Source organism: Limnohabitans sp. TEGF002 (genome assembly GCF_055395845.1).
This window is the reverse complement of sequence record NZ_AP029224.1, coordinates 967,951-992,968: the sequence shown is the minus strand read 5'-3', so window position 1 is coordinate 992,968 and position 25,018 is coordinate 967,951. Positions and strand designations below refer to the sequence as shown.

At 61.7% G+C, this 25,018-nt stretch carries 24 protein-coding genes; 7 read left to right on the top strand and 17 right to left on the bottom strand.

Annotation, left to right across the window (positions count from 1 at the left end; translation table 11 throughout):
• The 9 genes from ACZ5SR_RS05025 to ACZ5SR_RS04985 all read right to left on the bottom strand — a co-directional run bounded on the left by ACZ5SR_RS05025 (position 1) and on the right by ACZ5SR_RS04985 (position 9,294).
• The gene (locus ACZ5SR_RS05025) at positions 1–792 is read right to left on the bottom strand and encodes an alpha/beta hydrolase (RefSeq protein ID WP_464450476.1); all 792 of its coding nucleotides are present in this window, start codon (positions 790–792) and stop codon (positions 1–3) included.
• Positions 792–2,414, bottom strand: a complete 1,623-nt coding sequence (locus ACZ5SR_RS05020; protein ID WP_464450475.1) for a gamma-glutamyltransferase family protein — start codon at positions 2,412–2,414, stop codon at positions 792–794. The genes ACZ5SR_RS05025 and ACZ5SR_RS05020 overlap by 1 nt, the downstream gene beginning before the upstream one ends.
• Position 2,415: 1 nt before the next feature.
• On the bottom strand, positions 2,416–3,390 hold the full coding sequence (locus ACZ5SR_RS05015; protein WP_464450474.1) for a Bug family tripartite tricarboxylate transporter substrate binding protein: 975 nt from the start codon (positions 3,388–3,390) through the stop codon (positions 2,416–2,418).
• Positions 3,391–3,562: 172 nt separating this feature from the next.
• Complete coding sequence (locus ACZ5SR_RS05010) at positions 3,563–5,074, bottom strand: tripartite tricarboxylate transporter permease (RefSeq protein WP_464450473.1); 1,512 nt, start codon at positions 5,072–5,074, stop codon at positions 3,563–3,565.
• Between the two features lie 13 nt (positions 5,075–5,087).
• Positions 5,088–5,576: a tripartite tricarboxylate transporter TctB family protein gene (locus ACZ5SR_RS05005; protein ID WP_464450472.1), complete on the bottom strand. Its 489-nt coding sequence runs from the start codon at positions 5,574–5,576 to the stop codon at positions 5,088–5,090.
• A 147-nt stretch (positions 5,577–5,723) separates the two neighbouring features.
• Complete coding sequence (locus tag ACZ5SR_RS05000) at positions 5,724–6,491, bottom strand: class I SAM-dependent methyltransferase (RefSeq protein ID WP_464450471.1); 768 nt, start codon at positions 6,489–6,491, stop codon at positions 5,724–5,726.
• The gene (locus tag ACZ5SR_RS04995) at positions 6,488–7,327 is read right to left on the bottom strand and encodes a TatD family hydrolase (protein WP_464450470.1); all 840 of its coding nucleotides are present in this window, start codon (positions 7,325–7,327) and stop codon (positions 6,488–6,490) included. Before ACZ5SR_RS04995 ends, ACZ5SR_RS05000 begins: the two co-directional genes overlap by 4 nt.
• Positions 7,328–7,334: 7 nt before the next feature.
• Positions 7,335–8,024 carry a lipoprotein-releasing ABC transporter ATP-binding protein LolD gene (gene lolD / locus ACZ5SR_RS04990; RefSeq protein WP_464450469.1) on the bottom strand — a complete coding sequence of 230 codons (690 nt, stop codon included), beginning with the start codon at positions 8,022–8,024 and terminating at the stop codon, positions 7,335–7,337.
• A gap of 1 nt (position 8,025) precedes the next feature.
• The gene (locus tag ACZ5SR_RS04985) at positions 8,026–9,294 is read right to left on the bottom strand and encodes a lipoprotein-releasing ABC transporter permease subunit (protein ID WP_464450468.1); all 1,269 of its coding nucleotides are present in this window, start codon (positions 9,292–9,294) and stop codon (positions 8,026–8,028) included.
• 159 nt (positions 9,295–9,453) lie between these two features.
• On the opposite strand from ACZ5SR_RS04985, the gene ACZ5SR_RS04980 reads away from it, so the two are divergent.
• Positions 9,454–10,296: an acid phosphatase gene (locus tag ACZ5SR_RS04980; protein ID WP_464450467.1), complete on the top strand. Its 843-nt coding sequence runs from the start codon at positions 9,454–9,456 to the stop codon at positions 10,294–10,296.
• A gap of 28 nt (positions 10,297–10,324) precedes the next feature.
• On the opposite strand, the gene ACZ5SR_RS04975 is transcribed toward ACZ5SR_RS04980, so the two are convergent.
• The 3 genes from ACZ5SR_RS04975 to ACZ5SR_RS04965 form a co-directional block, all read right to left on the bottom strand.
• Positions 10,325–11,608 carry an O-acetylhomoserine aminocarboxypropyltransferase/cysteine synthase family protein gene (locus tag ACZ5SR_RS04975; protein ID WP_464450466.1) on the bottom strand — a complete coding sequence of 428 codons (1,284 nt, stop codon included), beginning with the start codon at positions 11,606–11,608 and terminating at the stop codon, positions 10,325–10,327.
• Between the two features lie 64 nt (positions 11,609–11,672).
• Positions 11,673–12,140, bottom strand: coding sequence for a CoA-binding protein (locus ACZ5SR_RS04970; protein ID WP_464450465.1), 468 nt, complete (start codon positions 12,138–12,140; stop codon positions 11,673–11,675).
• A gap of 19 nt (positions 12,141–12,159) precedes the next feature.
• The gene (locus tag ACZ5SR_RS04965) at positions 12,160–13,365 is read right to left on the bottom strand and encodes an MFS transporter (protein ID WP_464451146.1); all 1,206 of its coding nucleotides are present in this window, start codon (positions 13,363–13,365) and stop codon (positions 12,160–12,162) included.
• 205 nt (positions 13,366–13,570) lie between these two features.
• On the opposite strand from ACZ5SR_RS04965, the gene ACZ5SR_RS04960 reads away from it, so the two are divergent.
• From ACZ5SR_RS04960 to recJ, 3 genes are all read left to right on the top strand, one after another.
• Positions 13,571–14,185: a DUF2076 domain-containing protein gene (locus ACZ5SR_RS04960; protein WP_464450463.1), complete on the top strand. Its 615-nt coding sequence runs from the start codon at positions 13,571–13,573 to the stop codon at positions 14,183–14,185.
• Positions 14,186–14,276: 91 nt separating this feature from the next.
• Positions 14,277–15,236, top strand: coding sequence for a hypothetical protein (locus ACZ5SR_RS04955; RefSeq protein ID WP_464450462.1), 960 nt, complete (start codon positions 14,277–14,279; stop codon positions 15,234–15,236).
• 6 nt (positions 15,237–15,242) lie between these two features.
• Positions 15,243–16,952, top strand: coding sequence for a single-stranded-DNA-specific exonuclease RecJ (gene recJ, locus ACZ5SR_RS04950; RefSeq protein WP_464450461.1), 1,710 nt, complete (start codon positions 15,243–15,245; stop codon positions 16,950–16,952).
• Positions 16,953–16,955: 3 nt separating this feature from the next.
• Here the strand turns inward: recJ and coaD are convergent, their stop codons facing one another.
• The 4 genes from coaD to ACZ5SR_RS04930 are packed head-to-tail and all read right to left on the bottom strand — an operon-like array spanning position 16,956 to position 21,073.
• Entirely contained in the window at positions 16,956–17,462 is a 507-nt protein-coding gene (gene coaD, locus ACZ5SR_RS04945) for a pantetheine-phosphate adenylyltransferase (protein ID WP_464450460.1), read from the bottom strand.
• Positions 17,459–18,157 (bottom strand): 16S rRNA (guanine(966)-N(2))-methyltransferase RsmD, encoded by a 699-nt coding sequence (gene rsmD, locus ACZ5SR_RS04940; protein WP_464450459.1) that lies wholly within the window; start codon positions 18,155–18,157, stop codon positions 17,459–17,461. The genes coaD and rsmD overlap by 4 nt, the downstream gene beginning before the upstream one ends.
• A gap of 46 nt (positions 18,158–18,203) precedes the next feature.
• Entirely contained in the window at positions 18,204–19,610 is a 1,407-nt protein-coding gene (locus ACZ5SR_RS04935; protein WP_464450458.1) for a M16 family metallopeptidase, read from the bottom strand.
• A gap of 14 nt (positions 19,611–19,624) precedes the next feature.
• The gene (locus ACZ5SR_RS04930) at positions 19,625–21,073 is read right to left on the bottom strand and encodes a M16 family metallopeptidase (RefSeq protein ID WP_464450457.1); all 1,449 of its coding nucleotides are present in this window, start codon (positions 21,071–21,073) and stop codon (positions 19,625–19,627) included.
• A gap of 28 nt (positions 21,074–21,101) precedes the next feature.
• Between ACZ5SR_RS04930 and ftsY the strand changes: the two genes are divergently transcribed.
• The 3 genes from ftsY to ACZ5SR_RS04915 all read left to right on the top strand — a co-directional run bounded on the left by ftsY (position 21,102) and on the right by ACZ5SR_RS04915 (position 24,353).
• Positions 21,102–22,148, top strand: a complete 1,047-nt coding sequence (ftsY, locus tag ACZ5SR_RS04925; RefSeq protein WP_464450456.1) for a signal recognition particle-docking protein FtsY — start codon at positions 21,102–21,104, stop codon at positions 22,146–22,148.
• A 156-nt stretch (positions 22,149–22,304) separates the two neighbouring features.
• Positions 22,305–23,237, top strand: coding sequence for an RNA polymerase sigma factor RpoH (gene rpoH / locus ACZ5SR_RS04920; RefSeq protein ID WP_464450455.1), 933 nt, complete (start codon positions 22,305–22,307; stop codon positions 23,235–23,237).
• 108 nt (positions 23,238–23,345) lie between these two features.
• On the top strand, positions 23,346–24,353 hold the full coding sequence (locus tag ACZ5SR_RS04915) for a Bug family tripartite tricarboxylate transporter substrate binding protein (RefSeq protein WP_464450454.1): 1,008 nt from the start codon (positions 23,346–23,348) through the stop codon (positions 24,351–24,353).
• Between the two features lie 56 nt (positions 24,354–24,409).
• On the opposite strand, the gene ACZ5SR_RS04910 is transcribed toward ACZ5SR_RS04915, so the two are convergent.
• Complete coding sequence (locus ACZ5SR_RS04910) at positions 24,410–25,018, bottom strand: SCO family protein (protein ID WP_464450453.1); 609 nt, start codon at positions 25,016–25,018, stop codon at positions 24,410–24,412.

Here is a 25,018-nt window from a genome sequence, read left to right as displayed (position 1 = left end):
TCAACGCCCCGTGCGGGCTTTGACCCAGACCCACAACGCATCCGAAGCGGCTTCTGGTGTGGTGGCGTGGTTGGCTTGCACCACAAGGTATTGGCTGTCTGAGTGCACCGGTAACTTTTGATAAATCGCAGCAGAACCCGAAGCGTACAGCGGATCTTGGGTGCCAATGGCCCAGAACACCGCAACAGGTTTGCGAAAGCTTTGAGCGCTGAGCGCCATATTGCCCCAGCCTTGCGGATCAAAATAACTCCACAGCGCAGCGGCAGGTGCCTTGATGGCCCGCCGCTGACCTTGGTTGATGTCGGTCATCTCTACCAAAGCATCGCCTTGACCGGATGCCACCGCTTCACGTGCAACATCCATGCCGCGACGAACTTCAGGGATCGGATAAAAGTTTTCAGGAACATGGCCCGGTGCCATGGGCAGCACCGCGTCCACATCGCCCACTTGTGCCATGTACGCCAACGAGGCGTTGGCACCAAAGCTTTGTCCACCCACGGCAACCCACTGCACGCCCGCTTGTCTGAAATCACTCACCGCTTGACGAATTTGCGCAACAGCTTCGGCATATGGCTTGTCATACAGACGCCCACGAGACCAAGGCATCTCCAGCAACTTGACCTGGCAAGCGGGTTCGAGCTTTTGCACCACGGGTTTGAGGTACGGCGATTGGGGCGTGCCCCATTTGCCATGCATCAACACCACGCCGCAAGAAACCGGGGCGGCCCATGTAGGACTGACGGACAAGAGACCTGCAAAGACGAGCGCCAGTACCGTTGCGATGCGGTGCATCAAAAGCCCACAGCTTGGCCGTCGCGGCGTGGATCGCTGGCAGCCTGGTAACCCTGCACCGCCGGATCACCCATGCGCCAGATGAACTGGCCTGCGCCAAAGTCTTGGTAAGAGTCGTTGATGATATCGAGCTGGTGACCACGGGCAATCAACTCTTGCACGGTGGTGCCGTTCATCGCGGCTTCGACGTTGATGTTCAGGCCCGTGTTGAAACGCCAGCGTGGTGCGTCGCAAGCCGCTTGAGGGTTCTGGCCGTAGTCCAGCATGCGCACAAGGGTTTGCATATGACCCTGGGGCTGCATGTTGCCGCCCATCACGCCATAGCTCATCACAGGCTGACCGTCTTTGGTGACAAAGGCCGGGATGATGGTCTGGAAGGGACGCTTGCCGGGCAAGACCAGGTTGGCAGGGTTTTGGCCCTGCAGGTCGGTGCTGAAACCATGGCCCCGGTTTTGCAGGCTGATACCGTAGGTAGGTTCCACCACACCCGAACCAAAGCCCATGAAGTTGCTCTGGATGAAGCTGATCATCATGCCGTTTTCATCGGCAGCCGTCAGATAAATCGTGCCGCCCTTGACCGGGTTGCCAGCCTTGAAATCTTGCGCCTTTTTCATGTCGATCAGTTTGGCGCGGCTGGCAAGATAAGCCGGGTCCAGCATTTGCTCGGGCGGCAGCTCCATGAAGCGCGGATCGGCCACGTAGCGGTATGTGTCGGCAAAGGCGAGCTTCATGGCTTCGATCTGCAGATGCTGGGAATCGGCGCTGTCGACCTTGTGACTGGCCATGTCAAAGTTCGACAAGATGCCCAATGCGATCAAGGCGGCGATGCCTTGGCCGTTGGGCGGGATCTCGTGCAGGGTGTAGCCCCGGTAGTCTTGCGCCATGGGCTTGACCCATTCGGGCTTGAAGTCGGCCAGGTCTTTGGCGGTGATGCTGCCGCCGTTTTCCTTGGCAAACTTTTCAATGGCTTGGGCAATCTCGCCGCCATACAGCGCTTGGCCTTTTGTGGCGGCAATCGCTTTGAGGCCACGCGCAGCATTTTTGAACTGGAACAACTCGCCCACTTGTGGCGCACGGCCCCAAGGCAAAAAGCTTTGCGCAAAGCCCGGCTGCGATTGCAGCTCGGGCGTGGCAGCGGCCCACTTTTGCTGCACCACCACGGGAATCAAATAACCCCGCTCAGCCAACTCAATGGCCGGCTCCAGCAAGTCGGCAAAAGGCAGCTTGCCAAAACGCTCACTCAGCGCCACCCAGCCGGCCACCGCGCCGGGCACAGTGACCGAGTCAAAGCCGCGCTTGGGCGGTGTTTTGGTCTCGGCGCCATATTTGCGGTGAAAGTATTCGGGTGTCCAGGTGGCGGGGGCTGGGCCAGAAGAATTCAGGCCGTGCAGTTCTTTGCCGTCCCACAAAATGGCGAAAGCGTCAGACCCCAAACCGCAGCTCACGGGTTCGGTCAAGGTGATCACCGCAGCAGCAGCAATGGCCGCGTCGACCGCGTTGCCGCCCTTGAGCATCATGCGCAAGCCCGCTTGTGCAGCCAGCGGGTGCGAGGTCGAGACCACATTGCGCGCAAACAGCGGCAAGCGGGTGCTGGTGTAGGGAAACTGGTAGTCGAAATTCATGTCATTCCAATGTGATCTTGCGCTCTGTGATGATCTTTTTCCACTTGGCCGACTCTTTGGCCAGCATGGTGGTGAACTGGGCTGGTGTGCCACCCACAGGCTCAATGCCGAAGCGTTGCAGCTTGTCGATGACTTCCGGGTCCTGCAGCACTTGGTTGGCGGCCGTATTGACGCGGCTTACCACTTCGGGAGGCAAGCCTTTGGGGCCAAAAAGACCAAACCAGGTGTTGGACTCATAGCCGGGCAAAACATCGGCAATGGGTTGTACGCCGGGCGCCAAGGCGGTGGGTTTGAGGGTGGTCACGCCCAAGGCACGCAAGCGGCCATCACGCACGTGTGGCAGCCCGGTGGGCAAGCTGTCAAACATGACATCGACCTTGCCGCTGACCAGATCGGGAATGGCCAAGGCTGTGCCCTTGTAAGGAATATGAACAACAAACAAATTGGCCTGCGCCTTGAACAGCTCGGCTGACAACTGGACGATGGTGCCATTGCCGCTTGATGCGTAGTTCAGCCGGCCCGGATTCTTTTTGGCGTAATCGATCCATTCTTTGACCGTTTTGGCCGGAGAGCTGTTGGGCACCAGCATGATGCTGGGTGCATTACCCACTTGGCTGATGGGCGTGAAGTCGCGCACCGCGTCGTAGGGCATTCGCGGGTTCAGGTTGGGACCAATCGAATGTGTACTGGAGGTCGACAGCAGCAAGGTGTAGCCATCGGGGCTGGCCTTGGCGGCCAAGTCAGAGCCCAAGGTGCCGCCGGCACCAGGACGGTTTTCCACCACCAAGGTGGTGCCCATCTTCTCACTCAGCTTTTGAGACAGCGTGCGGGCAAACAAGTCGGTCGCGCCGCCGGCCGGAAAGGGGACGATCAAACGGACCGGCTTGCTCGGGTAACTTTGTGCTTGTACCCCTCCAAAAGCGAACGCCACAGTCGCTGCAGCGCACAGGCTGCGAAGCCAATATCTTCTTTGCATGAAAGCTCTCCTCTAAGGGCCAGATTGCCCATCTATGATGAAGTGATTTTCTCAGACGTCGCCCAGCAGCGCTGCGCTCAAGTGACATGCCCACGAACCTTCTGTGCGATTGGCAGGGCACCAAAGACAACGGCCTCCGAAGAGGCCGTTGTCAACAGTCAAATCAAGCGCTTCAATCTTCGACGAAAGCCTCTTCGCGTTTGGACTTGATGGACGGCAAGGTCACGATGACCAGCAGCAACAAAGCTGCCGCCAGCAAACCTGCCGACAAAGGACGCGTGACGAACACACTCCAGTCACCACGCGACAAGAGCATGGCACGGCGCAGGTTTTCTTCCATCATCGGGCCCAGGATGAAGCCCAACAGCAAAGGCGCTGGCTCCATGCCGAGTTTGATGAAGATGTAGCCAATCACGCCAAACATCGCCACCATCCAGATGTCCCAGGTGTTGTTGTTGGTCGAGTACACACCGATCGCGCAGAACAACACGATGGCCGGGAACAACCAACGGTAAGGCACCGACAGCAACTTGATCCAGATGCCGATCAAGGGCAGGTTCAAGATGATCAGCATCGCATTGCCGATCCACATCGAAGCGATCAGGCCCCAGAACAACTCGGGGTTGCTGGTCATCACCTGAGGGCCGGGTTGGATGTTGTGGATGGTCATCGCACCGACCATCAAAGCCATCACGGCGTTGGGCGGAATACCCAGCGTCAGCAAGGGGATGAAGGAAGTTTGCGAGGCCGAGTTGTTGGCCGACTCAGGAGAGGCCACACCACGGATGTTGCCTTGACCGAAAGGCACTTCACCAGGGCGGAGCTTGGTTTTCTTCTCGATGGTGTAAGCCGCAAAAGCCGCCAACAATGCACCGCCACCGGGCAAGATGCCCAGCGCCGAACCCAAAGCGGTACCACGCAGGACGGCAGGCACCATGTTCTTGAAGTCTTCCATCGTGGGCATCAGGCCGGTCACTTTGGCCGTGAACACTTCGCGGTCTTCCTCGGGCTTGGACAGGTTGGAGATGATTTCGCCGTAACCGAACACACCCATGGCGATCACGATGAAGCCCACGCCGTCGGTCAACTCAGGGATGTCGAAGCTGAATCGGGCCACACCCGAGTTCACATCGGTACCGATCAAGCCCATCAGCAGACCCAGCACGATCATGCCGACCGCCTTGATGAGGGAGCCAGAAGCCAAGACCACCGCACCGATCAGACCCAGGACCATGAGCGAGAAGTATTCGGCAGGACCAAACTTGAAGGCCACTTCGGTCAAGGGCGCGGCAAAAGCCGCCAGGATCAAAGTGCCCACGCAACCTGCGAAGAACGAACCCAAACCGGCCGCGGCCAGGGCTGGACCCGCACGGCCTTTGCGGGCCATCTGGTAGCCGTCAATCATGGTCACCACCGATGAAGCTTCACCGGGCAGGTTGACCAAAATCGCGGTGGTCGAGCCACCGTATTGGGCACCATAGTAAATACCGGCCAACATGATCAGCGCGGCCACTGGGGGCAATGCATAGGTGGCTGGCAAAAGCATCGCGATGGTGGCCACAGGACCCACACCGGGCAACACACCGATCAGGGTGCCCAAGAGGCAACCCACAAAAGCGTAAATCAGGTTTTGAAAGGTGAAAGCCACCCCAAAACCGAGGGCGAGGTTGTCAAACAGTTCCATGAATTATTTCTCCTCAACCGGTGATGAATGTGGGCCAAACCGGGAACTGCAATTTGAGCAGCATCACGAATGCACCATAACTGCCGATGGACAGTACCGTGGCCAAAGTCAAAACTTCTTTGAGCTTGAAAGTGTCACCTGCCAAGCTGACCACCAAGGTCGTGCCAAAAATCGCCACGATCAAGCCCATGGCCGGCACGCCGAAGCTGGGCAGACCACCCAACAAAATACCGAACAACACGTTGCCGGCGATGATGAAGATCAGGGGTTTCCAGGCCCAAGAGCCGATCTTGTCCCCGTCTTGTGTTTCCACCGTCAAGGCTTTGAACATGACGAAGGCCCCAATCAAGGCCAGCAAGATGCCCAGGAGGAGCGGAAAGTAGCCCGGCCCCATGCGGGCACCCGTGCCCACGTTGTAGTTGGTTGCCCCATACGCGAAGGCCGAGCCTGCAACGGTGTAGAACAAACCGGAAAAAAAGTCTTTTTGACTCTTGATGTTCACGAGATATCTCCTCTGCTTTGAGTTGGTCTGATTCTGCGCGAACATACCCAGACGATGAATGTGGGTTACACCTATGCAGGCAGACATTCGACCTCATGGTTTACCCTTGCTTTTAACCCCAGACACCCCCAATGGGCGGGCGCGCACTCATTTGGTGAGGGGCTTGAACACCTTGAGCCACTTGGATGCGGGCAAGCCCCACTGGTCTTCGATGGCGCTGGCTGCTTGCAGCAAGGCATCCCTGGAGGGACGGCTGGGGGTGCGCTGCGCCAACACAATGGCGTTGCCCTCTCGCGTGGGCTTGAAGGCCCAGACCGCATCTTCGCCAAAGGCGGCGCAGATTTTCTCCACGCTTTCGGCGTAACTGGAAGAGCGGCCAAACAGGTTGACGGTCATACAGCCTTGCTCCGTCAGCAGTTCGCGGCAATGGCGGTAAAAGTCGGGGGTATCCAACACCGGGGCGGCGGCCTCTTCGTCGTACAAATCGACCTGCAGCGCGTCCACGGTGCCGCGCCACTCCTCCTTCTGGATTTCCAGCGACGCGTCGGCCAGCACGACGCGCAAGCGTTCGTCGTCAGGCGGCAAACGGAACCAACCCCTGCAAGCGTGCAACACACCGGGATTGAGCTCCACGGCGGTGCAGGTCATCTTGAGTTTTTTGTAGCAAAACTTGGTGATGGTGCCCGCGCCCAGCCCCAGCTGCATAGCATGTGCCCCTTTGACTTCGGTGTGCGGAAAAAACAGCAACCAGCCGAACATGCGTTGCACATATTCCAGCTCAATGTCAAAGGGCCGGTCCAGAAACATCGAGCCTTGAATCCACTCGGTGCCCAGATGCAAATAACGGATCTCGCCGTCTTCGGAGAAATTGACTTCGGGCAAGTCGAGGACAGGAGAGGATTTTTTTCGGGTCATGGGGCGTGATGGTACAGAGCAGCAAGTTGGGGCAACACGCGGCAGGCATTGGAACTGGTTGCTGCGGCAAGATCGGCCAGCGACACACCCCGCAACTGTGCCAGCACCTGCGCGATGCGCGGCAATTCTTCCGGGCTGTTGCGGCCCTGGACTGCGCCTTGGGCGCGTTGCTCGGCGGTTTGGTAGAGCCAGTGCGGCGGGATGTCAGGGGCATCGGTCTCCAGCACCAGCGCGCTCAGAGGCAGCTCGCAAGCCAGGCGGCGCAGCTGCAAAGAGCGCTCGTAGGTCAAGGTGCCGCCAAAGCCGAGCGCAAAACCCAGGCCCACAAAAGCCTGAGCCTGTTGGGTGCTGCCGTTGAAGGCGTGCGCGATGCCAGAAAGCACCGGACACTGACGCAAGCCTTTGAGCAAAAGGTCAGCTGAGCGCCGCACATGCAAGATCACGGGCAAGCCATGCTTTTGGGCCAGCTTCAGTTGCGCGGTATAAAAAAACCATTGGCGCGCGCGCATCTCGGGCGTGCACAACTCGGGTACAAAAAAGTCCAGCCCGATCTCCCCCACGGCCACCAGCCTCGGGTCGCCTGCGCGCTCGCTCAAGGCCTGGTCCAGCGCCAGCAAATCGGCTTCTTGGGCCTGCGGCACATACAAAGGGTGGATACCCAAGGCGTAGGCATCGCCATGCCGCTCGGCCAGCTGTGCCACATCGGCCCAGTGGGCTGCATGCACCGCCGGGATCACGCAGCGTGTCACCCCCACCTGGCGGGCCGCTTCGCGCACCGCATCGCGGTCGGCGTCAAACTCGGCCGCGTCCAGGTGGCAGTGGGTGTCGATCCACATTCAAAATTCACACAGGCGCTTGCAACACGCCCTTGACCAGGTGCAATTGCCGGTCGCAGCGGGCGGCCAGGGCCTGGTCATGCGTGACCACCACAAAGGCGGTGCCACGCTCGCGGGCCAGTTGCAGCATCAAGGCAAACACGCCGTCTGCGGTTTCGCGGTCCAGGTTGCCCGTGGGCTCGTCAGCCAACACACAGGCCGGGTCGTTCACCAAAGCGCGGGCCAGCGCCACACGCTGGCGCTCGCCGCCCGACAACTCGGCAGGCCTGTGGTGCAGGCGCTCGCCCAGGCCCACGCGTTGCAGCCAGCCCATGGCCACCGCAGCCGCTTCGGCGCGGTCTTGCCGGCGAATCCACAGCGGCATGGCCACGTTGTCCAGCGCGCTGAACTCGGGCAGCAGGTGGTGGAACTGGTAAACAAAACCTAAATAACGGTTGCGCCACTGGCCTTGCTCGGCGGCGCTCAAGCTGGACAACAACTGACCCTTGAGCTGCACCGAGCCTTGGGTCGCCGCATCGAGACCGCCGAGCAAATGCAGCAAGGTGCTTTTGCCAGAGCCCGAAGCGCCCACAATGGCCAAGGTTTCTCCAGCATGAACCTGCAGGTCCACGCCTTGCAGCACGGTCACGTCCAAGCGCCCTTCGGTGAAGCGCTTGGTCAGGCCTTGAGCCTGCAGCACGGCGCCTACGTTTTTCATGTCACTCATAACGCAGCGCCTCCGCCGGATTGACCTGGCTGGCACGCCAGCTGGGGTAGAGCGTGGCCACAAAAGCCAAGACCAAAGAAATGATGGCCACGGGCAGGATGTCGCTGGCCAGCGGTTCGCTGGGCATGCGGCTGATCAGGTAAATGTCACGCGGCAAAAAGCTGGCGTTGAACAGCGTTTCCAAAGCGGGCACGATCACGTCGATGTTGAAAGCCACCAGCAAGCCCAAGAGCAAGCCACTCATGGTGCCGATCACGCCTACCGTGGCCCCTTGCACCACAAAAATGCCCATGATGCTGCGCGGGCTGGCCCCCAAGGTGCGCAAGATCGCGATGTCGGCGCGTTTGTCCGTCACCGTCATGACCAGCGTGCTGACCAAATTGAAAGCCGCCACCGCCACGATGAGCGTGAGGATGATGAACATCATGCGTTTTTCGACCTGCACGGCGGCAAACCAGGTCTTGTTTTGCTGGGTCCAGTCGCGCACAAAGAATTGCGGGCCCAACTCCAGTTGCAGGTCGCGCGCCACTTCACGCGCCTGATGCAGGTCGCGCAATTTGAGGCGCACGCCGCTCGGGCCTTCTAGGCGGAACATAAGGGCCGCGTCTTCGACGTGCATCAGCGCCAGCGCCGAGTCGTATTCGTAGTGCCCGGAAGAAAACGTGCCCACCACGCCCATTTGTTTCATGCGCGGCACCACACCCGCAGGTGTGACCTGGCCAGACGGCGACACGAGGGTGACTGGGTCGCCGTTTTGCAAACCCAGGTTGTTGGCCAGATCGCGGCCCAGTACCAGGCTGAATTCGCCCGGCCGCAGGCGCTGCAGAACTCCGGCTTGCGTGTCGTTCGACAAATCGCTGACCTCAGGCTCCAGCGACGGGTCGATGCCGCGCACCAGCACGCCCTTCATGTCCTCACCCCGCGCCAGCAGGGCTTGCGCGGTGATGAAGGGCGCTGCACCCAAGACCTGCGGATGCGCCTTCAAGCGGGTCAGCAAAGCGGGCAACTGGTCCACCGCGGCGCCATCTGCGGCATAGACCTCGATGTGAGAGACCACGCCCAACATGCGGTCGCGCACCTCTTTCTGAAAGCCGTTCATCACGCTCAGCACGATGATGAGCGCCGCCACCCCCAGGCCAATGCCCATCATGGATACACCCGAAATGAAAGAAATGAAGCCGTTTCGCCGCGTGGCACGGCCTGCGCGCGTGTAGCGCCAGCCCAGCACCAGCTCGTAGGGGATGTTTTTGAAAAAAGCCATAAGCCGCTATTGTGACCAATTGATCAAAGCCAAGAATCTCTCGGCCCAAGTCGATAGCTGGTGGTGTTTGCATTCAAAAGTCACCGCCGAGACGGCAGCAACGGAACAGCGGAGCTGAAATAGTGTCTTATCAGTTTTAAAGTCAAGCTTGGAGAGTTTATGAAAACAAGTGTCACCACATCCATCACCTTGACAGCAGCCATGCTGCTGAGTGCTTGTCAGACGACCCCCGTCAAAACGGCCGAACCACCCACCTCACCCGAGGTGGTGGGCGAATTCCGCAAGGGCACAGGCTATCTGAATGGCTATCTGGACCGCAAGGAACTGCCAGACAGCTTGACCTTGGTGCCACCACCACCTGCAGCAGGCTCAGCCCGACATTCGGCCGATGTGCAGCAGCACCAGCAAACCCTCGCCCTGCGCAACACCCCTCGCTGGGAATACGCTTTCAAGGACGTGAACCTGAAATTTCCCGAAGCGGCCGGGGTGTTCTCTTGCGCACTGGACATGCCCATCTCGCAAGAGGCCACGCCCCACCTGAACATGTTGCTGCGCCGCAGCCTGTTGGACGCGGGTTTTGCCACCTACAAAGCCAAAGACCATTACCAACGCAAGCGACCTTTTGCCGAGCTGGGTGGAACCACCTGTTCGCCTAAAGAAGAACCCCATTTATCCAAAGACGGCTCTTACCCCTCGGGCCATGCCGCCCTGGGATGGGCGTGGGGCTTGATCCTGACCAGCGTGGCACCCGACAAGACAGATGCACTGCTGCAACGCGGCCACGCCTTTGGAGACAGCCGCATGGTCTGCGGGGTGCACTGGCAAAGTGACATCGAAGCCGGTCGCGTGGTCGGCGCTGCTGCCGTGGCCCGCCTGCAAGCCAACCCGGTTTTCCAGGCCCAAGCCCAACTGGCCAAGGCCGAGATTGCCGCCGCCAGGGCCAAAGGCCTGAAGTCAGACCGGCAAGATTGCGCCGCCGAAGCTGCGGCACTCAAGCGCTAAGCCATCAGGGCCTGCGTTGTCCTGAAGCTCAGGCGCAGGCCTTGTCCAGCGCCTGGTCGATGTCCCACAAGATGTCGTCCAGATTTTCCAGGCCCACCGAAATGCGCACCATGTCGGGCGGCACGCCCGCGGCCAGTTGCTGCGCTTCGTCGAGCTGGCGGTGTGTGGTGCTGGCCGGGTGGCTGATCAGGGTGCGGGTGTCGCCGATGTTGACCAAGTGGCTCATGAACTGGGCCGACTCGATGAAGGTCACGCCTTGCGCCAAGCCGCCTTTCACACCAAACGACAGCAGGCCTGACGCGCCGCGCATTTGACGCTGCATCAGGGCGTGCTGCGGGTGGTCGCTCAAGCCGGGGTAGTTGACCCAGGCCACACGCGGGTCGGCCTGCAAAAACTTCGCCACGCCCAGCGCGTTGTCGCAGTGCTTTTGCATGCGCAGCGGCAGGGTTTCAACGCCTTGCAGAATTTGCCAGGCGCTCATGGGGCTGAGGGCCGCGCCAAACACGCGCAAGCTTTCCATGCGGCAGCGCATGGTGAAGCCAAAGTCGCCAAAGGTCTCGTAAAACTTCACGCCGTGGTAGCCCTTGGACGGCTCGGTCATGCCCGGAAACTTGCCATTGTCCCAAGGGAATTTGCCGCCTTCGACCACCACACCGCCCAGCGTGGTACCGTGGCCCGCCAGGTATTTGGTGGCCGAATGCACCACGATGTCGGCCCCCAGCGCCAGCGGATTGCACAGCAGCGGACTGGGCACGGTGTTGTCGATGATGAGCGGCACGCCGTGCGCGTGGGCCACCTCGGCCACGGCGGCGATGTCCAGCACCACCATGCTCGGGTTACCCAGACTTTCGGCATACACCGCACGCGTGTTGGGGCGCATGGCGGCGGCAAAGGCTTCGGGCTTTGTCGCGTCCACAAAGGTGGTCTCGATGCCGAATTTGGCCAGGCTCACGGCCAGTAGGGTGACCGAGCCGCCGTACAAAGCCCCAGCGGCCACCACATGGTCGCCCGACTGCAAGATGGTCATGAGCGCCATGGTTTCGGCCGCCATGCCCGAGGCACTGGCCACCGCAGCGCGCCCGCCTTCGAGTGCGGCCACACGTTCTTCGAGCACGGCCACCGTGGGGTTGCTCAGGCGCGAATAGACATTGCCAAAGGTCTGCAGGTTGAACAGCGATGCCGCGTGCTCGGCACTGTCAAACACAAAGCTGCTGGTTTGGTAAATCGGCAAAGCGCGTGCGCCAGTGGCCGCATCGGGAATTTGCCCGGCGTGGATGGCCAGGGTTTCGGGGTGGAATTGGCGGTCGGTCATGGTGTTCGGTATGAAAAGTTGGCTTGAATTGGTAGGAGCCCACTCCCGTGGGCGATGGCTTGTTTCACACCAAGCGCCGCGCCGAGATGATCCCGGTGTTCACGCCCACCCAGTTGAGCCCGCCAAACAGCCGGGCATGCTCGATCTTCACGCACCGGTTGCTCACCGAATCCAAACCCGCTTGCCGGGCCAGCACGTCGGCTTCAGGGTTGGCCACGCCGAGTTGCTGCCACAGGCAACGCGCGCCGATCTGCACCGCTTGCTCGGCAATGGGCAGCACATCCTCGCTGCGGCGAAACACATCGACCATGTCCACTTTAAAAGGGATGCCGCTGAGGCTTGCGTAACAGGTTTCGCCCAAGATTTCCTGGCCTGCATAGCGCGGGTTCACGGGAACAATCTTGAAGCCGTGCGACTGCATGTACTTGGCTGCAAAGTAGCTCGGTCGATGCCACTCAGCCGACAGGCCCACCACAGCGATGGTGGTGTACGTTTTGAGGATGCGCCGCAGCGCGTGCAAATCGTTGTGCATGAGGTGATTCTTTCTCAGATCAATAACGTGCTTGGCCGCAGCGTTTCATTTGCCGTGATGCCCAGGTGGCCATGAGCGACAGCACGCCGCACACCACCATCACGCCCAGGTAATGCCCGCTGTGATCAAAAACAGCACCCGCCAGCACCGGCCCCAGCAAATTGCCCAAAGCCGCGCCGCTGTAGAGCGTTCCCACCACGCTGGCCACCGAGCGACCGCCAAAGTAATCCATGCAAATCGCGGGCAAAAGCGACACGATGCTTCCGTAGCTCAGGCCAAACCAAAGCGCAAACACCACCAGCATGGCCTGGCCGCCTGCCGCCCCCCACAGCGCATACGACGCACCCATGGACAGCTGCATCAGCACCAGCGTCTGCGCGCGGCCCAGCCGGTCGACCAGCAGGCCAATGGCAAAGCGCCCGACCAGACTGCCCACCCCAATCAGACCCACCAAACCGACAGCAAAGGCCTCGCCCAGGCCCATATCGCGCGCCGAGGCCGACACATGGGCAAAAGGAATGAACATCACGGGCGAAGCCAGCACGGTGGCCAGGTAAAGCCAGCGGAAGGTGGGGCTGCGCAAGGTCTCGCGCAAGGTCAGGCCAGAGGCGGAGCCCCCCGCACTGGACACACTGGGCGCACCGGGGGCGGCCTGTGCCGCAGGGGCGCGGCGCAGCAGACCCGCCGCCAACAAACCCAGCACCAACACCCCCAAGGCCAGCAACTGCATGGCTTCACGCCAGGGCATGGGACCAATCGCCATGGCCACCAGCACCGGCACCAGCAAGGTGCCTGCGCCCACGCCCGAACTGGCAATGCCCCCGGCCAAGCCGCGGCGGGTGGTGAACCAAGGTTGCACGCTGGCAATGGAGGGCGTGTAAACCAGCGCAATGCCCAGGCCCACCAGCAAGCCGTAACTCAGGTAAACCGCCAGCAAGGATGTGGCCCAACTGGTGGCCAACAAGCCCAGGGCAATGAGTGTCATGCCCGCCGAGCAGACGATGCGCGGTCCAAAGCGGTCAGCCAGCATGCCGCCGCCTGCGCCCAGCACAAAGTAAACAAAGCCAGACAGACCAAAAATCCAAGACACATCGGCCCGCTGCGCCGAAAACTCGGCCGCAAACGACTCAAAAAACGCCGCAAACGAATACGACACCCCAAAGATCAGCGCCAGGCACCCAAAGGTGGCCCACACCACCACCCAGGCATAAGGGGTCTCTTTCATTTGGTCTCCGTTTTTTTGAGGTGGCTGTCATTGTGCCTTTGATGTTCAGCGCCTGGGTCAATTGAATGACAGTGACTCCGCGCACGGGGAGCGCTCTCGCAACAAGCCAGCATGCCCTCAGGAATGAGCGGATTCAAATCCAGCCTGCACCTTGCCCATGGTGTTTACCCATAATGAACCCTCTACTGCCCTGAAGGCTCCTCCCATGAACGCCACAGAACGTGACCAGTTGCAGCAATTCTTGAGCGCTTTGCGCCAGACCCGTGCCGACCCGAAAGACGCCACGGCAGATGACCTGATACGAGAAGCGGTGCGTGCGCAAGCCGACGCCCCCTATTTGCTGGTGCAGCGGGCCATGGGTCTGGGCTTGGCGCTGGATGCGGCCCAAACCCGCATTCAGCAATTGGAGGCGCAATGCACTCAGCAGTTGGATCAATTGGCCCAGCTGAAAAGAAGCTCGCCTGCAACAGGGCCTGAAACAGCCCCCAACAGCTCTTGGATGTCGAGTGCCCAAGCTTGGGGGCGTGGGGCAGAAACGCCCACACAGCACCTGCCTGCCAAAGCCCCCGCAGCCACCAGCGCCTGGGGCGGCGGCATGATGGCCCAAATGGCAACCACCGCAGCGGGCGTGGTGGCTGGCGGCTTGCTGTTTCAGGGCGTGCAAAGCCTCATGGGGCAACACCAACCCACACCCGAGTCCAACGCTGCATCCCCTTCGAGCAACGCCACAGATGAAGCCTTGCCCGGTCAGGTCTCGCCACAGGCCTCGGCTGACGATGCAGGCGACTTTTCTTGGGACGCTGGCGAAGACTGGGCTTAACGCGCTGACCTGTTGCTGCATCTTGCAGCCACCGCAGACCTCCAAGTTCAGCGGTTAAAGGTCATTGGGTGGCCTGCGACAATCACGGACCATGCACCTGATCATTCCCTTCGCTGCCAGCCAGGCCCTCATCGGCCCCGAGGTTTGGGCTGGATTGCAGCTGCCCCATTTGCAAACACTGCTGACCTTGCTGCAACGCCAGCAAGTGCTGCAAGACCCTGAATCCTCAGCGCTGCATCTGCCGCACGAACGCCTGCAAGCCCAAGCCTTGGGTTGGCCCCTGGAGGCACCCACCCTGCCCTGGGCAGCCTGGCATCGGGCGCAGCAAGGCCAGCAGAGCACCGAGCCCCAAGCCTGGATGACGCCTTGCCACTGGCAAATCGGTATGGACCAGGTGGTGATGGCTGACCCAGCGCATTTGCACCTCTCAGACGAAGAGTCCCAGCAACTGCTGCAGGCCATGCAGCCGTTTTTGCAAGAAGACGGCCTGCAAGTGACTTGGCACAGCGCCCTGCTCTGGCATGCCCAAGGTGCGCTGCTGGCCGACCTGCCCACCGCATCGCTCGATCGAGTGATTGGCCAAAACGTGAAAGACTGGATGCCCCAGCATCCCGCCGCCCGTCCTCTGCAGCGCCTGCAAAGCGAGATGCAGATGCTGCTCTACAACCACCCTGTGAACGACGCCCGCGACGCCCGCAGGCAGCACACCGTGAATGCCTTTTGGCTGCACGGCGCAGGCACGCTCCCTGCCACCACACCAGCCGCCGACCCGCCCATGACCGCGGCGGTGACCGTGTCGGACACCCTGCGGGCCAGCGCATTGCATGGCGACTTGCAGACCTGGCGGCAAGCTTGGCAGCAACTCGATGCCACGGCCGTGGCCGACTTGTTGCAACACCTCAAGGCCACAGGACAAGGCACGCTCAGCCTGTGCAGCGAACACACCGCCCACACCTACACCGCTGCGCCTGCCGCTTGGCACCAAAAAATCACACGGCTGTTCCACAAACCTTCCCCTGCAGCGGCACTCCAAGCCCTCATCACACGCTAATCCCCCATGAATTTGCTCACCCGAGATGTGCCCCCCCGCAGCGCCTGGGCGCTGGAACAAGCGGGCATCCACCCCCTGCTGGCTCGCCTGTATGCCGCTCGCGGCGTGCTGTCCAAAGACGAACTCGACGATGCGCTCAACCTGCTGCTGCCACCGGCCAGCATGTTGGGGACGCAAGAAGCGGCCAAGCTGCTGGCCGACGCCATGGCGCAAAACAAGCGCCTGTGCATCGTGGCCGATTACGACTGCGACGGCGCCACCGCCTGCGCTGTGGGCGTGCGCGGGCTGCGCATGCTGGGCGCCCAGAACGTGAGCTACTTGGTGCCAGACCGGGTGGTCGATGGTTACGGCCTGACACCCCCGATTGCCGAGCGTGTGCACGCGCAAGGCGCGGATGTCTTGATCACCGTGGACAACGGCATCGCCAGCGTGGCGGGCGTGCAGGCTGCGCAAGCACTGGGCCTGCAGGTGCTGGTGACCGACCACCATTTGCCGGGCAGCGAATTGCCCACAGCGGAGGTGATCGTCAACCCCAACCAGCCTGGCTGCAGCTTCACCAGCAAGTCCATCGCCGGTGTGGGCGTGATGTTTTACGTGCTGCTGGCCCTGCGCGCCGAACTGCGCCAGCGCGGTATGTTCGACGCAACCAACCAACCGAGATTGGACGCCCTGCTGCCCCTGGTGGCTTTGGGCACCGTGGCCGACGTGGTCAAGCTCGACCCCAACAACCGCCGCCTGGTGGCGCAAGGCCTGCGCCGCGTGCGTGCAGGTGCCCTGCCCCCGGGCATGTCGGCGCTCATGCGGGCGGCCAGCCGCGAGACCGCCAAGGCCACCACCTTTGACTTTGGTTTTGCCTTGGGGCCGCGCATCAACGCCGCAGGCCGCCTGGCCGACATGACGCTGGGCATCGAATGCCTGTTAACCGACGACGCAGGGCGCGCCGACGAGCTGGCCAAGCAGCTGGATGCGATCAACCGCGAGCGCCGCGTGATCGAGGGCGACATGCGCGAGATGGCCATGGAGATGGCCGAGTCGCTGTTTGACGAAGGCGATGAGCCGCCGCCTGCCATTTGTGTGTTTGACCCGGATTTTCACGAAGGCGTGGTGGGCATCGTGGCCTCGCGCATCAAGGACAAGCTGCACCGCCCCACTTTTGTGTTCGCGGCCAGCAGCGCACCGGGCAAGGAGCACCAACTCAAAGGCTCAGGCCGCTCCATCGCAGGCTTTCATTTGCGCGACGCGCTCGATCTGGTGGCCAAGCGTGCCCCGGGCGTGCTGCTGCGTTTTGGCGGGCACGCCATGGCGGCGGGTTGCACCATTGCCGAAGAGCACCTCGATGTGTTCGAAGAGACGCTCAACCAAGTGGCCATGGAATGGCTGGATGCCGCCACGCTGCAACGCCGCCTGGAAACCGACGGGCCGCTGCCTGCCGAATACCGCCGGGTCGATTTGGTGGACATGCTGCACCACGAGGTCTGGGGCCAGGGCTTTGCACCGCCGGTGTTTTGCGAAGAGATCGAGATCGTGTCGCAGCGGCTGGTAGGCGAGAAGCACCTCTCACTCAAGATGAAACACCAAGGCCAGCCGGTGGACGGCATCTGGTTTGGCCGCACCGAGCCGCTGCCCTCAAAAGTGAAACTCGCCTACCGGCTGGACGCCGACGAGTGGCAGGGCCAAAAGCGGGTGCGCTTTTTGGTGGAAGGCGCGGAGGTTTGAACCTCAGTGCTTGGTCGCAACCTTGCCTTGCAAGGCGTTGAGCACGGGAGCAGACACCAGGCCCGACACATCACCGCCGAGCTTGGCGATTTCGCGCACCAGCGTGCTGCTGATGTGCTGCACATGGGCGCTGGTGTGCAGGAACACCGTATCAATTTCCGGGGCCAAGTGGCGGTTCATGCCCGACATTTGCGTTTCGTAGTCGTAGTCGGTCACGGAACGCAGGCCACGCACGATCACATGGGCGTTTTGCGACTGCACAAACTCGACGATCAGGCCGTCAAAGGGCAGGGCCTTCACATTCGGACAATCGGCCAGTGCGGCTTGGGCCAGCGCCAGCCGCTCATCCAAGGTGAACATTGTGTTTTTGTGGTGCGCACGGGCCACGGCAATGATGACCTGGTCAAACATTTGGGCAGCACGGCGGATCGCGTCTTCATGGCCCAGCGTCAGCGGGTCAAAGGTGCCCGAATACACGGCGATCACAGGGGTATTGGCAGATCGGCTCATGGCGTGGCTCCTTCAGCAGGAATGGCAATAGAGGTGGGCGCAGATTCAGGGCTGACCCGTTGCAACAAATGGGCGTGCACCGCACCCGCTTTGAGGTGGCGTTCGCACTGTAGCCCCAAAGCCGTCAATGCCTCAGTGGGCCAAGCCACAGGCGCTTCCAGGTAAATCCAGCCGCCCACGGGCACGGCACGGGCCGCCGCTTTGAGCGCGGGCTCAAACCAAGGGCCGTCAAAAGGCGGGTCGATGAAAACAAGGTCCACACTGCCCGCTGGCAAACGACCCAAAGTGCTCACTGCGTCGCCGCGCTGCACACTCAACATGCTGGCTTTCAGGCGGGTGGCGTTGTCTTGCAAATCGCGCACCAACACGGCATCTTGCTCGACCATCAGCACATGGGCCGCACCGCGCGAAGCGGCCTCAAGCCCCAGCACGCCAGTGCCCGAAAAAGCGTCCACGCAGCGCCAGCCGCTCAGGTCCTGGCCCAACCAGTTGAACAGGGTTTCGCGCACACGGTCGGGTGTGGGGCGCAAGCCCGGTTTATCGATCACTTTCAGTCGGGTCCGACGCCACTGCCCGCCGATGATGCGGATCTCATGCGAAGACGGGCCTTTGGGCACCGGGTTCTTCGGTTTTTTCTCGGCGGCATGACGGGCTGCGCCGGTCAGTGGGGGTCGTTTGGATGGGGCTGGTGACATAGCTTGTGAGTGTAAAGGCCTGAGGGCTTGAACCCCGTCTTGTCCTTCAGGGCTGGCCACCCACCACCACCGTGACCATGCGCTCAGGCTGCAAGACCCTCGCCATGGCGCGTTGAATATCTGAGGCAGTCACTCGCTCGATTTGCTGCGTCCATGTGTTCAGGTAATTGAGCGGCAAACGGTTCCATGCGATGTTGGCCACGTTGTCCAGCAACTTGCGGTTGCTGTCGATGCGCAGCGCAAAACCGCCCACCAAGTTGGATTTGGCCGCTTGCAGCTCGGCCTCGGTCGGGCCTTGGCGCACAAAGTTTTGCACCACCTCTTGGGACACAGCAACAGCCTGAGCAGCTTGATCAGGACGTGTCTGCAAGCCCACCATGAAAGCGCCCGCATGCAGGCCCGGCGAAAAACCGCTGTAGACGCTGTAGCTCAGCCCGCGTTTTTCGCGGACCTGCTCGGTCAGGCGCGAGACAAAGCCTCCTCCGCCCAAGATGTGGTTGCCCACCAGTAAAGCAAAAAAGTCGGGGTCGGTGCGTTTGTAGCCGGGCTGGCCGATCAGCACATGGGCCTGGGCCGAGTCAAAGGGCAAGTTCAGGTTTTGTGCAACAGCCAGAGGGGCCACTTCGGGCACCGACGGCAAGCTGGGGCAGCCCGATTCGCGGGGCCACTGCGCCAGCAAGCGCTGCACCATGGCGTCAGCTTGGGCGCGGGTCAACGCCCCCACCACGCTCACCGTAGCGCGGCAAGCCCGCAAAGCTTGGGCATGCAGGTTTTTCAGGTCTTGCACGCCGATGCGAGAAAGGGTCTCGGGCGTGGCCCGAAAACCGTAGGGGTGCGCGCCATACACCGCCTCTGCAAAACGGTGCTGCACCACCGTGCCGGGTTTGGTCAGCGATTCGCGGATGGACGCGCTGATGCGTTCGCGGTCACGCAGCCACATGGCTTCAGGAAAAGCCGGGTGCGCCATTTGACGTGCGGCCAGGGCCACGGCTTTGTCCAGCAGGTCCGGATAGCTCAGGCTGCGCAGGCCAAAACTCATGCGGTCACCGCCCGCACTGCCTCCAAAGCTCGCCCCCAAGTCGGCCCAGGCTTCGCCGATCTGGTTTTCATCCATCGCTTGGGGGTAAGGGCCTTGGCCCTGCCCTTGCACTTTCGGTTCGGCGCGGGTGCCGTTCGCCATTTGCCCCGCCATGACCGAGGCCAGGCCCGCCTGCGCGGCCGGGTCGCGGCGGCTGCCCGCGTCGATGTCGATCTGCACATCGACCATGGGAATGGCGTGGCTCTCGACCAAGAACACGCGCGCGCCGCTGGGCTGGGTCCAGTGCTGGATGGGCAAGGACGCGTGCGCCCAACCCACCGCGCCCCAGCAGGCCAGCAGCAAAGCTGATCGCCGCAAAGCCCGTGCAGTCATGGACAAGGGTGAAATCAAAAACATGGGGTATGGGACTTTCATGGGATGAGCGCGGTTCAATGCCGAGCACCTGGCGCGGCGCGGCGTGCACGGGGCTGGCCCGACAAAGGCTGAGGCAGCAAGGTGGCCACAGTGAGGTTGTCATCGCCAAAATACTTTTGGGCCACGGCCTGCACTTGGGCCGGCGTGACTTGCCGCAAGCGGGCAATCAGCTGTGCGCCGTAATCGGGCGGCAGGCCCAGCGTCCAGGCCACACCCAGCTCGCGTGCTTGGTTGAACACCGAATCGAGCTTGTAAATTTCGCTGGCCACCCATTGGGTTTTCACGCGCTGCAGCTCAGCGTCGTTCACGCCCTCGGTGGCCACGCGTTGAACCTGGGCGCGCAAGGCAGCTTCGAGTGCTTGCGGCGTTTGTCCTTTGGCAGGCACGCCCTCTAGGTAAAAGAACTGCGGCCCCCGACCCATGAGGCCGTTGTAGGCCCCTGCACTGTCGGCCAGGCGGTTTTCGCCTTGGGTCAATGCACGGTCCAGGCGCGCGCCACTGTAACCATCGAGCACGGCGGCCAGCACCGTCAAAGCCAAGGCATCGTCGTGCTCGGGCGAGGCCGCCAGGCTGGACAGGCGCGGCACTTTGAAGGCCAGGGCCACATAGGACTGTTCCGCCGGAGCTTTGAATTCGAGGCGGCGCAGGCCTTGCTGCGCGGGCTCGTCCCGGGGTTTGCGCTCAGGCACGGCGCGGGTCGGGATGCTGCCGTAATACTTCTCGGCCAGAGCCTTGACTTGCAGCGGGTCGACATCGCCCGCCACCACCACCACCGCGTTGGCGGGGGTGTACCACTTGCGGTAAAAGTCGCGGGCGTCTTGTGGTGTCATGGCCTCCAGATCGCTCATCCAGCCCACGATGGGGCGGCGGTAGGGCGAGGCCGACAAGGCGGTGGCCGAGAGCATTTCGTGCAACTGCGCGCGGGGGTTGTCGTCGGTGCGCAGGCGGCGCTCTTCTTTCACCACCTCCAGCTCTTTGGCGAATTCGGCATCGGGCCACTGGTTGTTGGCAAAGCGGTCCGACTCCAGACGCATCACGGCTTCGAGTTGGTTGGATGGGATTTGCTGGTAATACCCGGTGTAATCCTTGGCGGTGAAGGCGTTTTCTCGCCCACCCAAAGCGGCCACACGGCGCGAGAACTCCCCCACAGCCAAAGTGGGCGTGCCTTTGAACAGCATGTGCTCGAGCACATGGGCCACACCGCTGGTGCCGTCCACCTCGTCCATGGAGCCCACCCGCAGCCACACCATGTGCACCGCGGTGGGAGCGCGGCGGTCGGGTTTCACCCACAGGCTCATGCCGTTGGCCAAGGTGAAGGTGTGCACCTGGGCCGCACTGGAGGCTGAGGCCTGCCCAGTGGGTTGTGCGGCCGCTTGACCTTGCGGGGCCTGCGCCGTGGCGCTGAAGCTGCTGGCCATCAAGGCTGTTGCCAGCGAAAGTCCCAAGAGAAAGTTCGGTTTCATAGAATGCATGATCCTTGAAATCCACGCCATGTTCAGTTTCTTCAAAAAAAAATCCCCCCCGCCTGAGGTGCAATCGCCTGCCGTGACGCCTGCGCTCCCTGTGGCGCAGCCTGTGGCCACTTCGCCTGCACCCACATCCTCACCCACGCAGGCTGAACCCGCGCCCGCTCCGGCTGCCCGCCAAGGCTGGATGGACCGCCTCAAAGCAGGCCTGCGCAAAACGGGCTCCAGCATCACCACCGTCTTCACCGGCACGCGCATCGACGACGAACTCTATGAAGAGCTGGAAACCGCGCTGCTGGTGGCTGACACCGGCGTCAAAGCCACCGAGCATTTGCTGCAAGACCTCAAGCGCCGCGTGAAAGAGACCAAAGCCACCGAGCCTTCGCAGGTCAAAACCTTGTTGGCCGACGCCATCACCGACCTGCTGACGCCCCTGCAAAAGCCCTTGAGCGTCGGCGACCACCACCCCACCGTGATCATGGTCGCTGGCGTGAACGGCGCAGGCAAAACCACCTCGATTGGCAAACTGACCAAGCACCTGGCCGATGAGGGCCTGAGTGTGCTGCTGGCAGCCGCCGACACCTTCCGCGCTGCGGCCAAAGAGCAATTGGCCGTCTGGGCCGACCGCAACACGGTCGAGATCGTCAGCCAACAAGGCGGCGACCCGGCCGCCGTGAGCTTTGATGCGGTGAGCGCTGGCCGCGCCCGGGGCCGCGATGTGGTCTTGGTAGACACGGCAGGCCGCCTGCCCACCCAAACGCACCTGATGGAGGAGCTCAAAAAGATCAAACGCGTGGTGCAAAAGGCCGATGGCACCGCACCGCACGAGGTGTTGCTGGTCATTGACGGCAACACCGGACAAAACGCCCTGGCACAGGTCAAGGCCTTTGACGACACGCTGGGCCTCACGGGCCTGATCGTCACCAAGCTGGACGGTACCGCCAAAGGCGGGGTGCTGTGCGCCATTGCCCGCGAAAAGCCGATTCCGGTGTACTTCATTGGCGTGGGCGAAAAGCTGGAAGACCTGGAAACCTTCAACGCCCGCGAGTTTGCGCAAGCCCTGCTGAGCTGACACTCCTCCCTGCGCCGTACCCCAACGCACAGACGCGGCCATACGCCGTCTGCAAAATCAGGGAAAACCCGAACATCGACGCCACCCTTGACGCCGTCCTTTAGCACTCTTCACCAGAGAGTGCTAATATTGGGGTATTCTGAAAGGAGTTCTGGTATGAACATTCAAACTGGTTCCCCCGCCACAGCCATCGCGCTGAGCAACCCTTGGGCGGTCGTGCCCTCGCTCGGCCACTTGGACGCCTACATCTCTGCGGTCAACCGCATGCCCATGCTCACCCTAGAGGAAGAGCAAGAGGCCGCCCGCCAACTCAAAGCCAACGACGACCTCGAAGCCGCTCGCAAGCTGGTGCTGTCGCACCTGCGCTTGGTGGTGTCGGTGTCGCGCCAATACCTGGGTTACGGCCTGCCGCACGGCGACCTGATCCAAGAAGGCAATGTGGGCCTGATGAAGGCCGTCAAGCGCTTTGACCCCGAGCAAGGTGTGCGTCTGGTCAGCTATGCGCTGCACTGGATCAAGGCCGAGATACACGAGTACATCCTGAAAAACTGGCGCATGGTCAAGGTGGCCACCACCAAGGCCCAGCGCAAGTTGTTTTTCAACCTGCGGTCCATGAAGCAAGGCTACAAAGCGGATGCCGAAGCAGGGACGCACCGCGACACCTTGACCCCCGACCAAGTCGATTCGATGGCCAACAGCCTGAACGTCAAGCGCGAAGAAGTGCGCGAGATGGAAATGCGCATGTCTGGCGGCGATGTGCTGCTGGACCCGGCCCCATCGGACGACGGCGAACAGGCCTTTGGCCCCATTGCCTACTTGGCCGATGTGAACCACGAGCCCACCGCGATGATCGAAGCGCACCAGCGCGATGTGATGGCCAGTGACGGCTTGGCCAGTGCCTTGAATGTGTTGGACGAGCGCAGCCGCCGCATCGTGGAAGAGCGCTGGCTCAAGGTCAACGACAACGGCTCGGGCGGCATGACGCTGCACGACTTGGCCGACGAATACGGTGTCAGCGCCGAGCGCATCCGCCAGATCGAAGTCGCGGCCATGAAGAAGATGAAAAAGGCGCTGGTCGAGTTCGTTTGATCACAGGCCTTGTGGGCCCCCTTGGATTCAGATACCCGGTTTTGACCGGGTATTTTTTTACCCGCATTGCGCTAAAGTCACTGCAGTTTTGTTTTGAAAGCATCCACCATGACCGTTCGCACCTCCTCTGGTTTTTCTCGCCGCCATGTGGCCCAAGCTATTGGCGCTGCTTTGGCTTTGGGACTGACGCCTTCATGGGCCAACCCACCTTCCACGGGGACATGGCCCACACAAACCGTGCGCTTGGTGGTGGGTTTCCCGGCAGGCTCCAGCCCCGACCTGACCGCCCGCGCACTGGCCGAACCTTTGTCCAAGGCCTTGGGCCAAAACGTCATCGTCGAAAACAAGGTGGGTGCTGGCGGCAACATCGCCGCTGACTTCGTGGCCAAGTCCACGGACGGCCACACTCTGGGCCTAATGATCAACGGCAACATGACGATAGCCCGCATCCTGAACCCCAAGGTGCCTTACGACCCCCTCAAGGACCTTGCGCCCATCAGCCTGATCGGCAAGGCGCCCTTGGTGCTGACTGTTCCAGCCAACGCGTCTGGCCAGACGGCTGCCGAGTGGCTGAGCCAGGCCCAAAAGGCAGGCGACAAGCTCAGTTACGCATCGCCCGGTGTCGGCACCGTGGCGCACTTGGGCATGGAGCTGCTCAAAACAAAAGCCGGCATTGCCCCTGTGCATGTGCCTTACCCCGGCAACCCGCAAATCATCACCGCCATGCTGGGTGGCCAAGTGCAACTGGCCTTGTTGCCACCGGCCATGGCTGCGGCCCAGGTGCGCGGGGGCAAATTGCGGGCCATTGGGGCTTCAAGCACCGGACGCAGCCCGGTGGCCGCCGAAGTGCCCAGCCTGGGTGAGATCGGTGTGAAGGATTACCAGTTGGAAATTTGGAACGCGGTGGCCGCCCCCGCCTCGATGCCTGCGACTGTGGCCATCAAGTTATCGTCCGTGGTCAGCGAGATCGTGCGTGCGCCCGAGATGCGTGCACGTCTGTTCCAACAAGGCTGGCAAGTGGTGGGCTCATCGCCAGAGGGCTTGCGCAACCGGATTCAGTCAGACACAAAAGCCCTGGGGGACATCATCCGCAGCCAGAAGATCGAGCTGAATTGAAGTTCTGAATCGGCCTTTGGCGTTGCGGGTTCAGCCCCAAGCCCTGAGGCCTGGACTCACTTGCCGCTGAGCAAAATCTTCACATCCGCAGCCAGCGCCTCGGCGCCGCTGGCGTGGCGGTTGTAGAGGCGAATGCGCCCTTGCGGGTCAAAGGTGAAGCTGCCCGCCGAGTGGTCCATGGTGTAGCTGGTGGGGGTTTTGCCTTCGACCTTTTTGTAATAGATCTTGAAGTCCTTGGTCACCTTGGGCAGCTGCTCAGCCGTGGGATGCAAGCCCACAAAGTCCGGCCCAAAATTGGCCATGTAGGCCTTGAGCAACTCCGGCGTGTCGCGCTCAGGGTCTACGGTGATGAAGACGCCCTGGAGCTTGGCACCGTCAGCGCCCAAGAGCTGTTTGGCCTGGGCCATTTCCTGCAATGCGGTCGGGCAGACGTCGGGGCATTGGGTGTAACCAAAAAACACCACTACGGCCTTGCCCGCGAAGTCCTTTAAGGTGCGCACCTGGCCGTCCTGGTCGCTCAACTCCCAGCCCTGGGCATAGTCGGCACCGGTGATGTCCACGCCACGGAAAGACGGCTTGTCTTCGCCACAGCCGCTCAAGCCCCATACCGCGCTGGCCACACCCAAGGCCAGTGCCGCTCTTGTCCATACTCTGCGTTGCAACAT

Bases quoted from the DNA above. Each gene is read 5' to 3' on its own strand.
- ftsY (WP_464450456.1), top strand. From the start codon at position 21,102: ATGTTCAGTTTCTTCAAAAAAAAATCCCCCCCGCCTGAGGTGCAATCG.
- ACZ5SR_RS04960 (WP_464450463.1), top strand. From the start codon at position 13,571: ATGAACGCCACAGAACGTGACCAGTTGCAGCAATTCTTGAGCGCTTTG.
- coaD (WP_464450460.1), bottom strand. From the start codon at position 17,462: ATGAGCCGATCTGCCAATACCCCTGTGATCGCCGTGTATTCGGGCACC.
- ACZ5SR_RS04930 (WP_464450457.1), bottom strand. From the start codon at position 21,073: ATGAAACCGAACTTTCTCTTGGGACTTTCGCTGGCAACAGCCTTGATG.
- ACZ5SR_RS04995 (WP_464450470.1), bottom strand. From the start codon at position 7,327: ATGTGGATCGACACCCACTGCCACCTGGACGCGGCCGAGTTTGACGCC.
- recJ (WP_464450461.1), top strand. From the start codon at position 15,243: ATGAATTTGCTCACCCGAGATGTGCCCCCCCGCAGCGCCTGGGCGCTG.
- ACZ5SR_RS05010 (WP_464450473.1), bottom strand. From the start codon at position 5,074: ATGGAACTGTTTGACAACCTCGCCCTCGGTTTTGGGGTGGCTTTCACC.
- ACZ5SR_RS05015 (WP_464450474.1), bottom strand. From the start codon at position 3,390: ATGCAAAGAAGATATTGGCTTCGCAGCCTGTGCGCTGCAGCGACTGTG.
- ACZ5SR_RS04970 (WP_464450465.1), bottom strand. From the start codon at position 12,140: ATGCACAACGATTTGCACGCGCTGCGGCGCATCCTCAAAACGTACACC.
- ACZ5SR_RS04985 (WP_464450468.1), bottom strand. From the start codon at position 9,294: ATGGCTTTTTTCAAAAACATCCCCTACGAGCTGGTGCTGGGCTGGCGC.
- rsmD (WP_464450459.1), bottom strand. From the start codon at position 18,157: ATGTCACCAGCCCCATCCAAACGACCCCCACTGACCGGCGCAGCCCGT.
- ACZ5SR_RS04975 (WP_464450466.1), bottom strand. From the start codon at position 11,608: ATGACCGACCGCCAATTCCACCCCGAAACCCTGGCCATCCACGCCGGG.
- ACZ5SR_RS05000 (WP_464450471.1), bottom strand. From the start codon at position 6,491: ATGACCCGAAAAAAATCCTCTCCTGTCCTCGACTTGCCCGAAGTCAAT.
- ACZ5SR_RS04980 (WP_464450467.1), top strand. From the start codon at position 9,454: ATGAAAACAAGTGTCACCACATCCATCACCTTGACAGCAGCCATGCTG.
- ACZ5SR_RS05025 (WP_464450476.1), bottom strand. From the start codon at position 792: ATGCACCGCATCGCAACGGTACTGGCGCTCGTCTTTGCAGGTCTCTTG.
- ACZ5SR_RS04965 (WP_464451146.1), bottom strand. From the start codon at position 13,365: ATGAAAGAGACCCCTTATGCCTGGGTGGTGGTGTGGGCCACCTTTGGG.
- lolD (WP_464450469.1), bottom strand. From the start codon at position 8,024: ATGAAAAACGTAGGCGCCGTGCTGCAGGCTCAAGGCCTGACCAAGCGC.
- ACZ5SR_RS04955 (WP_464450462.1), top strand. From the start codon at position 14,277: ATGCACCTGATCATTCCCTTCGCTGCCAGCCAGGCCCTCATCGGCCCC.
- ACZ5SR_RS05020 (WP_464450475.1), bottom strand. From the start codon at position 2,414: ATGAATTTCGACTACCAGTTTCCCTACACCAGCACCCGCTTGCCGCTG.
- ACZ5SR_RS04910 (WP_464450453.1), bottom strand. From the start codon at position 25,018: ATGTTGCAACGCAGAGTATGGACAAGAGCGGCACTGGCCTTGGGTGTG.
- rpoH (WP_464450455.1), top strand. From the start codon at position 22,305: ATGAACATTCAAACTGGTTCCCCCGCCACAGCCATCGCGCTGAGCAAC.
- ACZ5SR_RS04915 (WP_464450454.1), top strand. From the start codon at position 23,346: ATGACCGTTCGCACCTCCTCTGGTTTTTCTCGCCGCCATGTGGCCCAA.
- ACZ5SR_RS04935 (WP_464450458.1), bottom strand. From the start codon at position 19,610: ATGAAAGTCCCATACCCCATGTTTTTGATTTCACCCTTGTCCATGACT.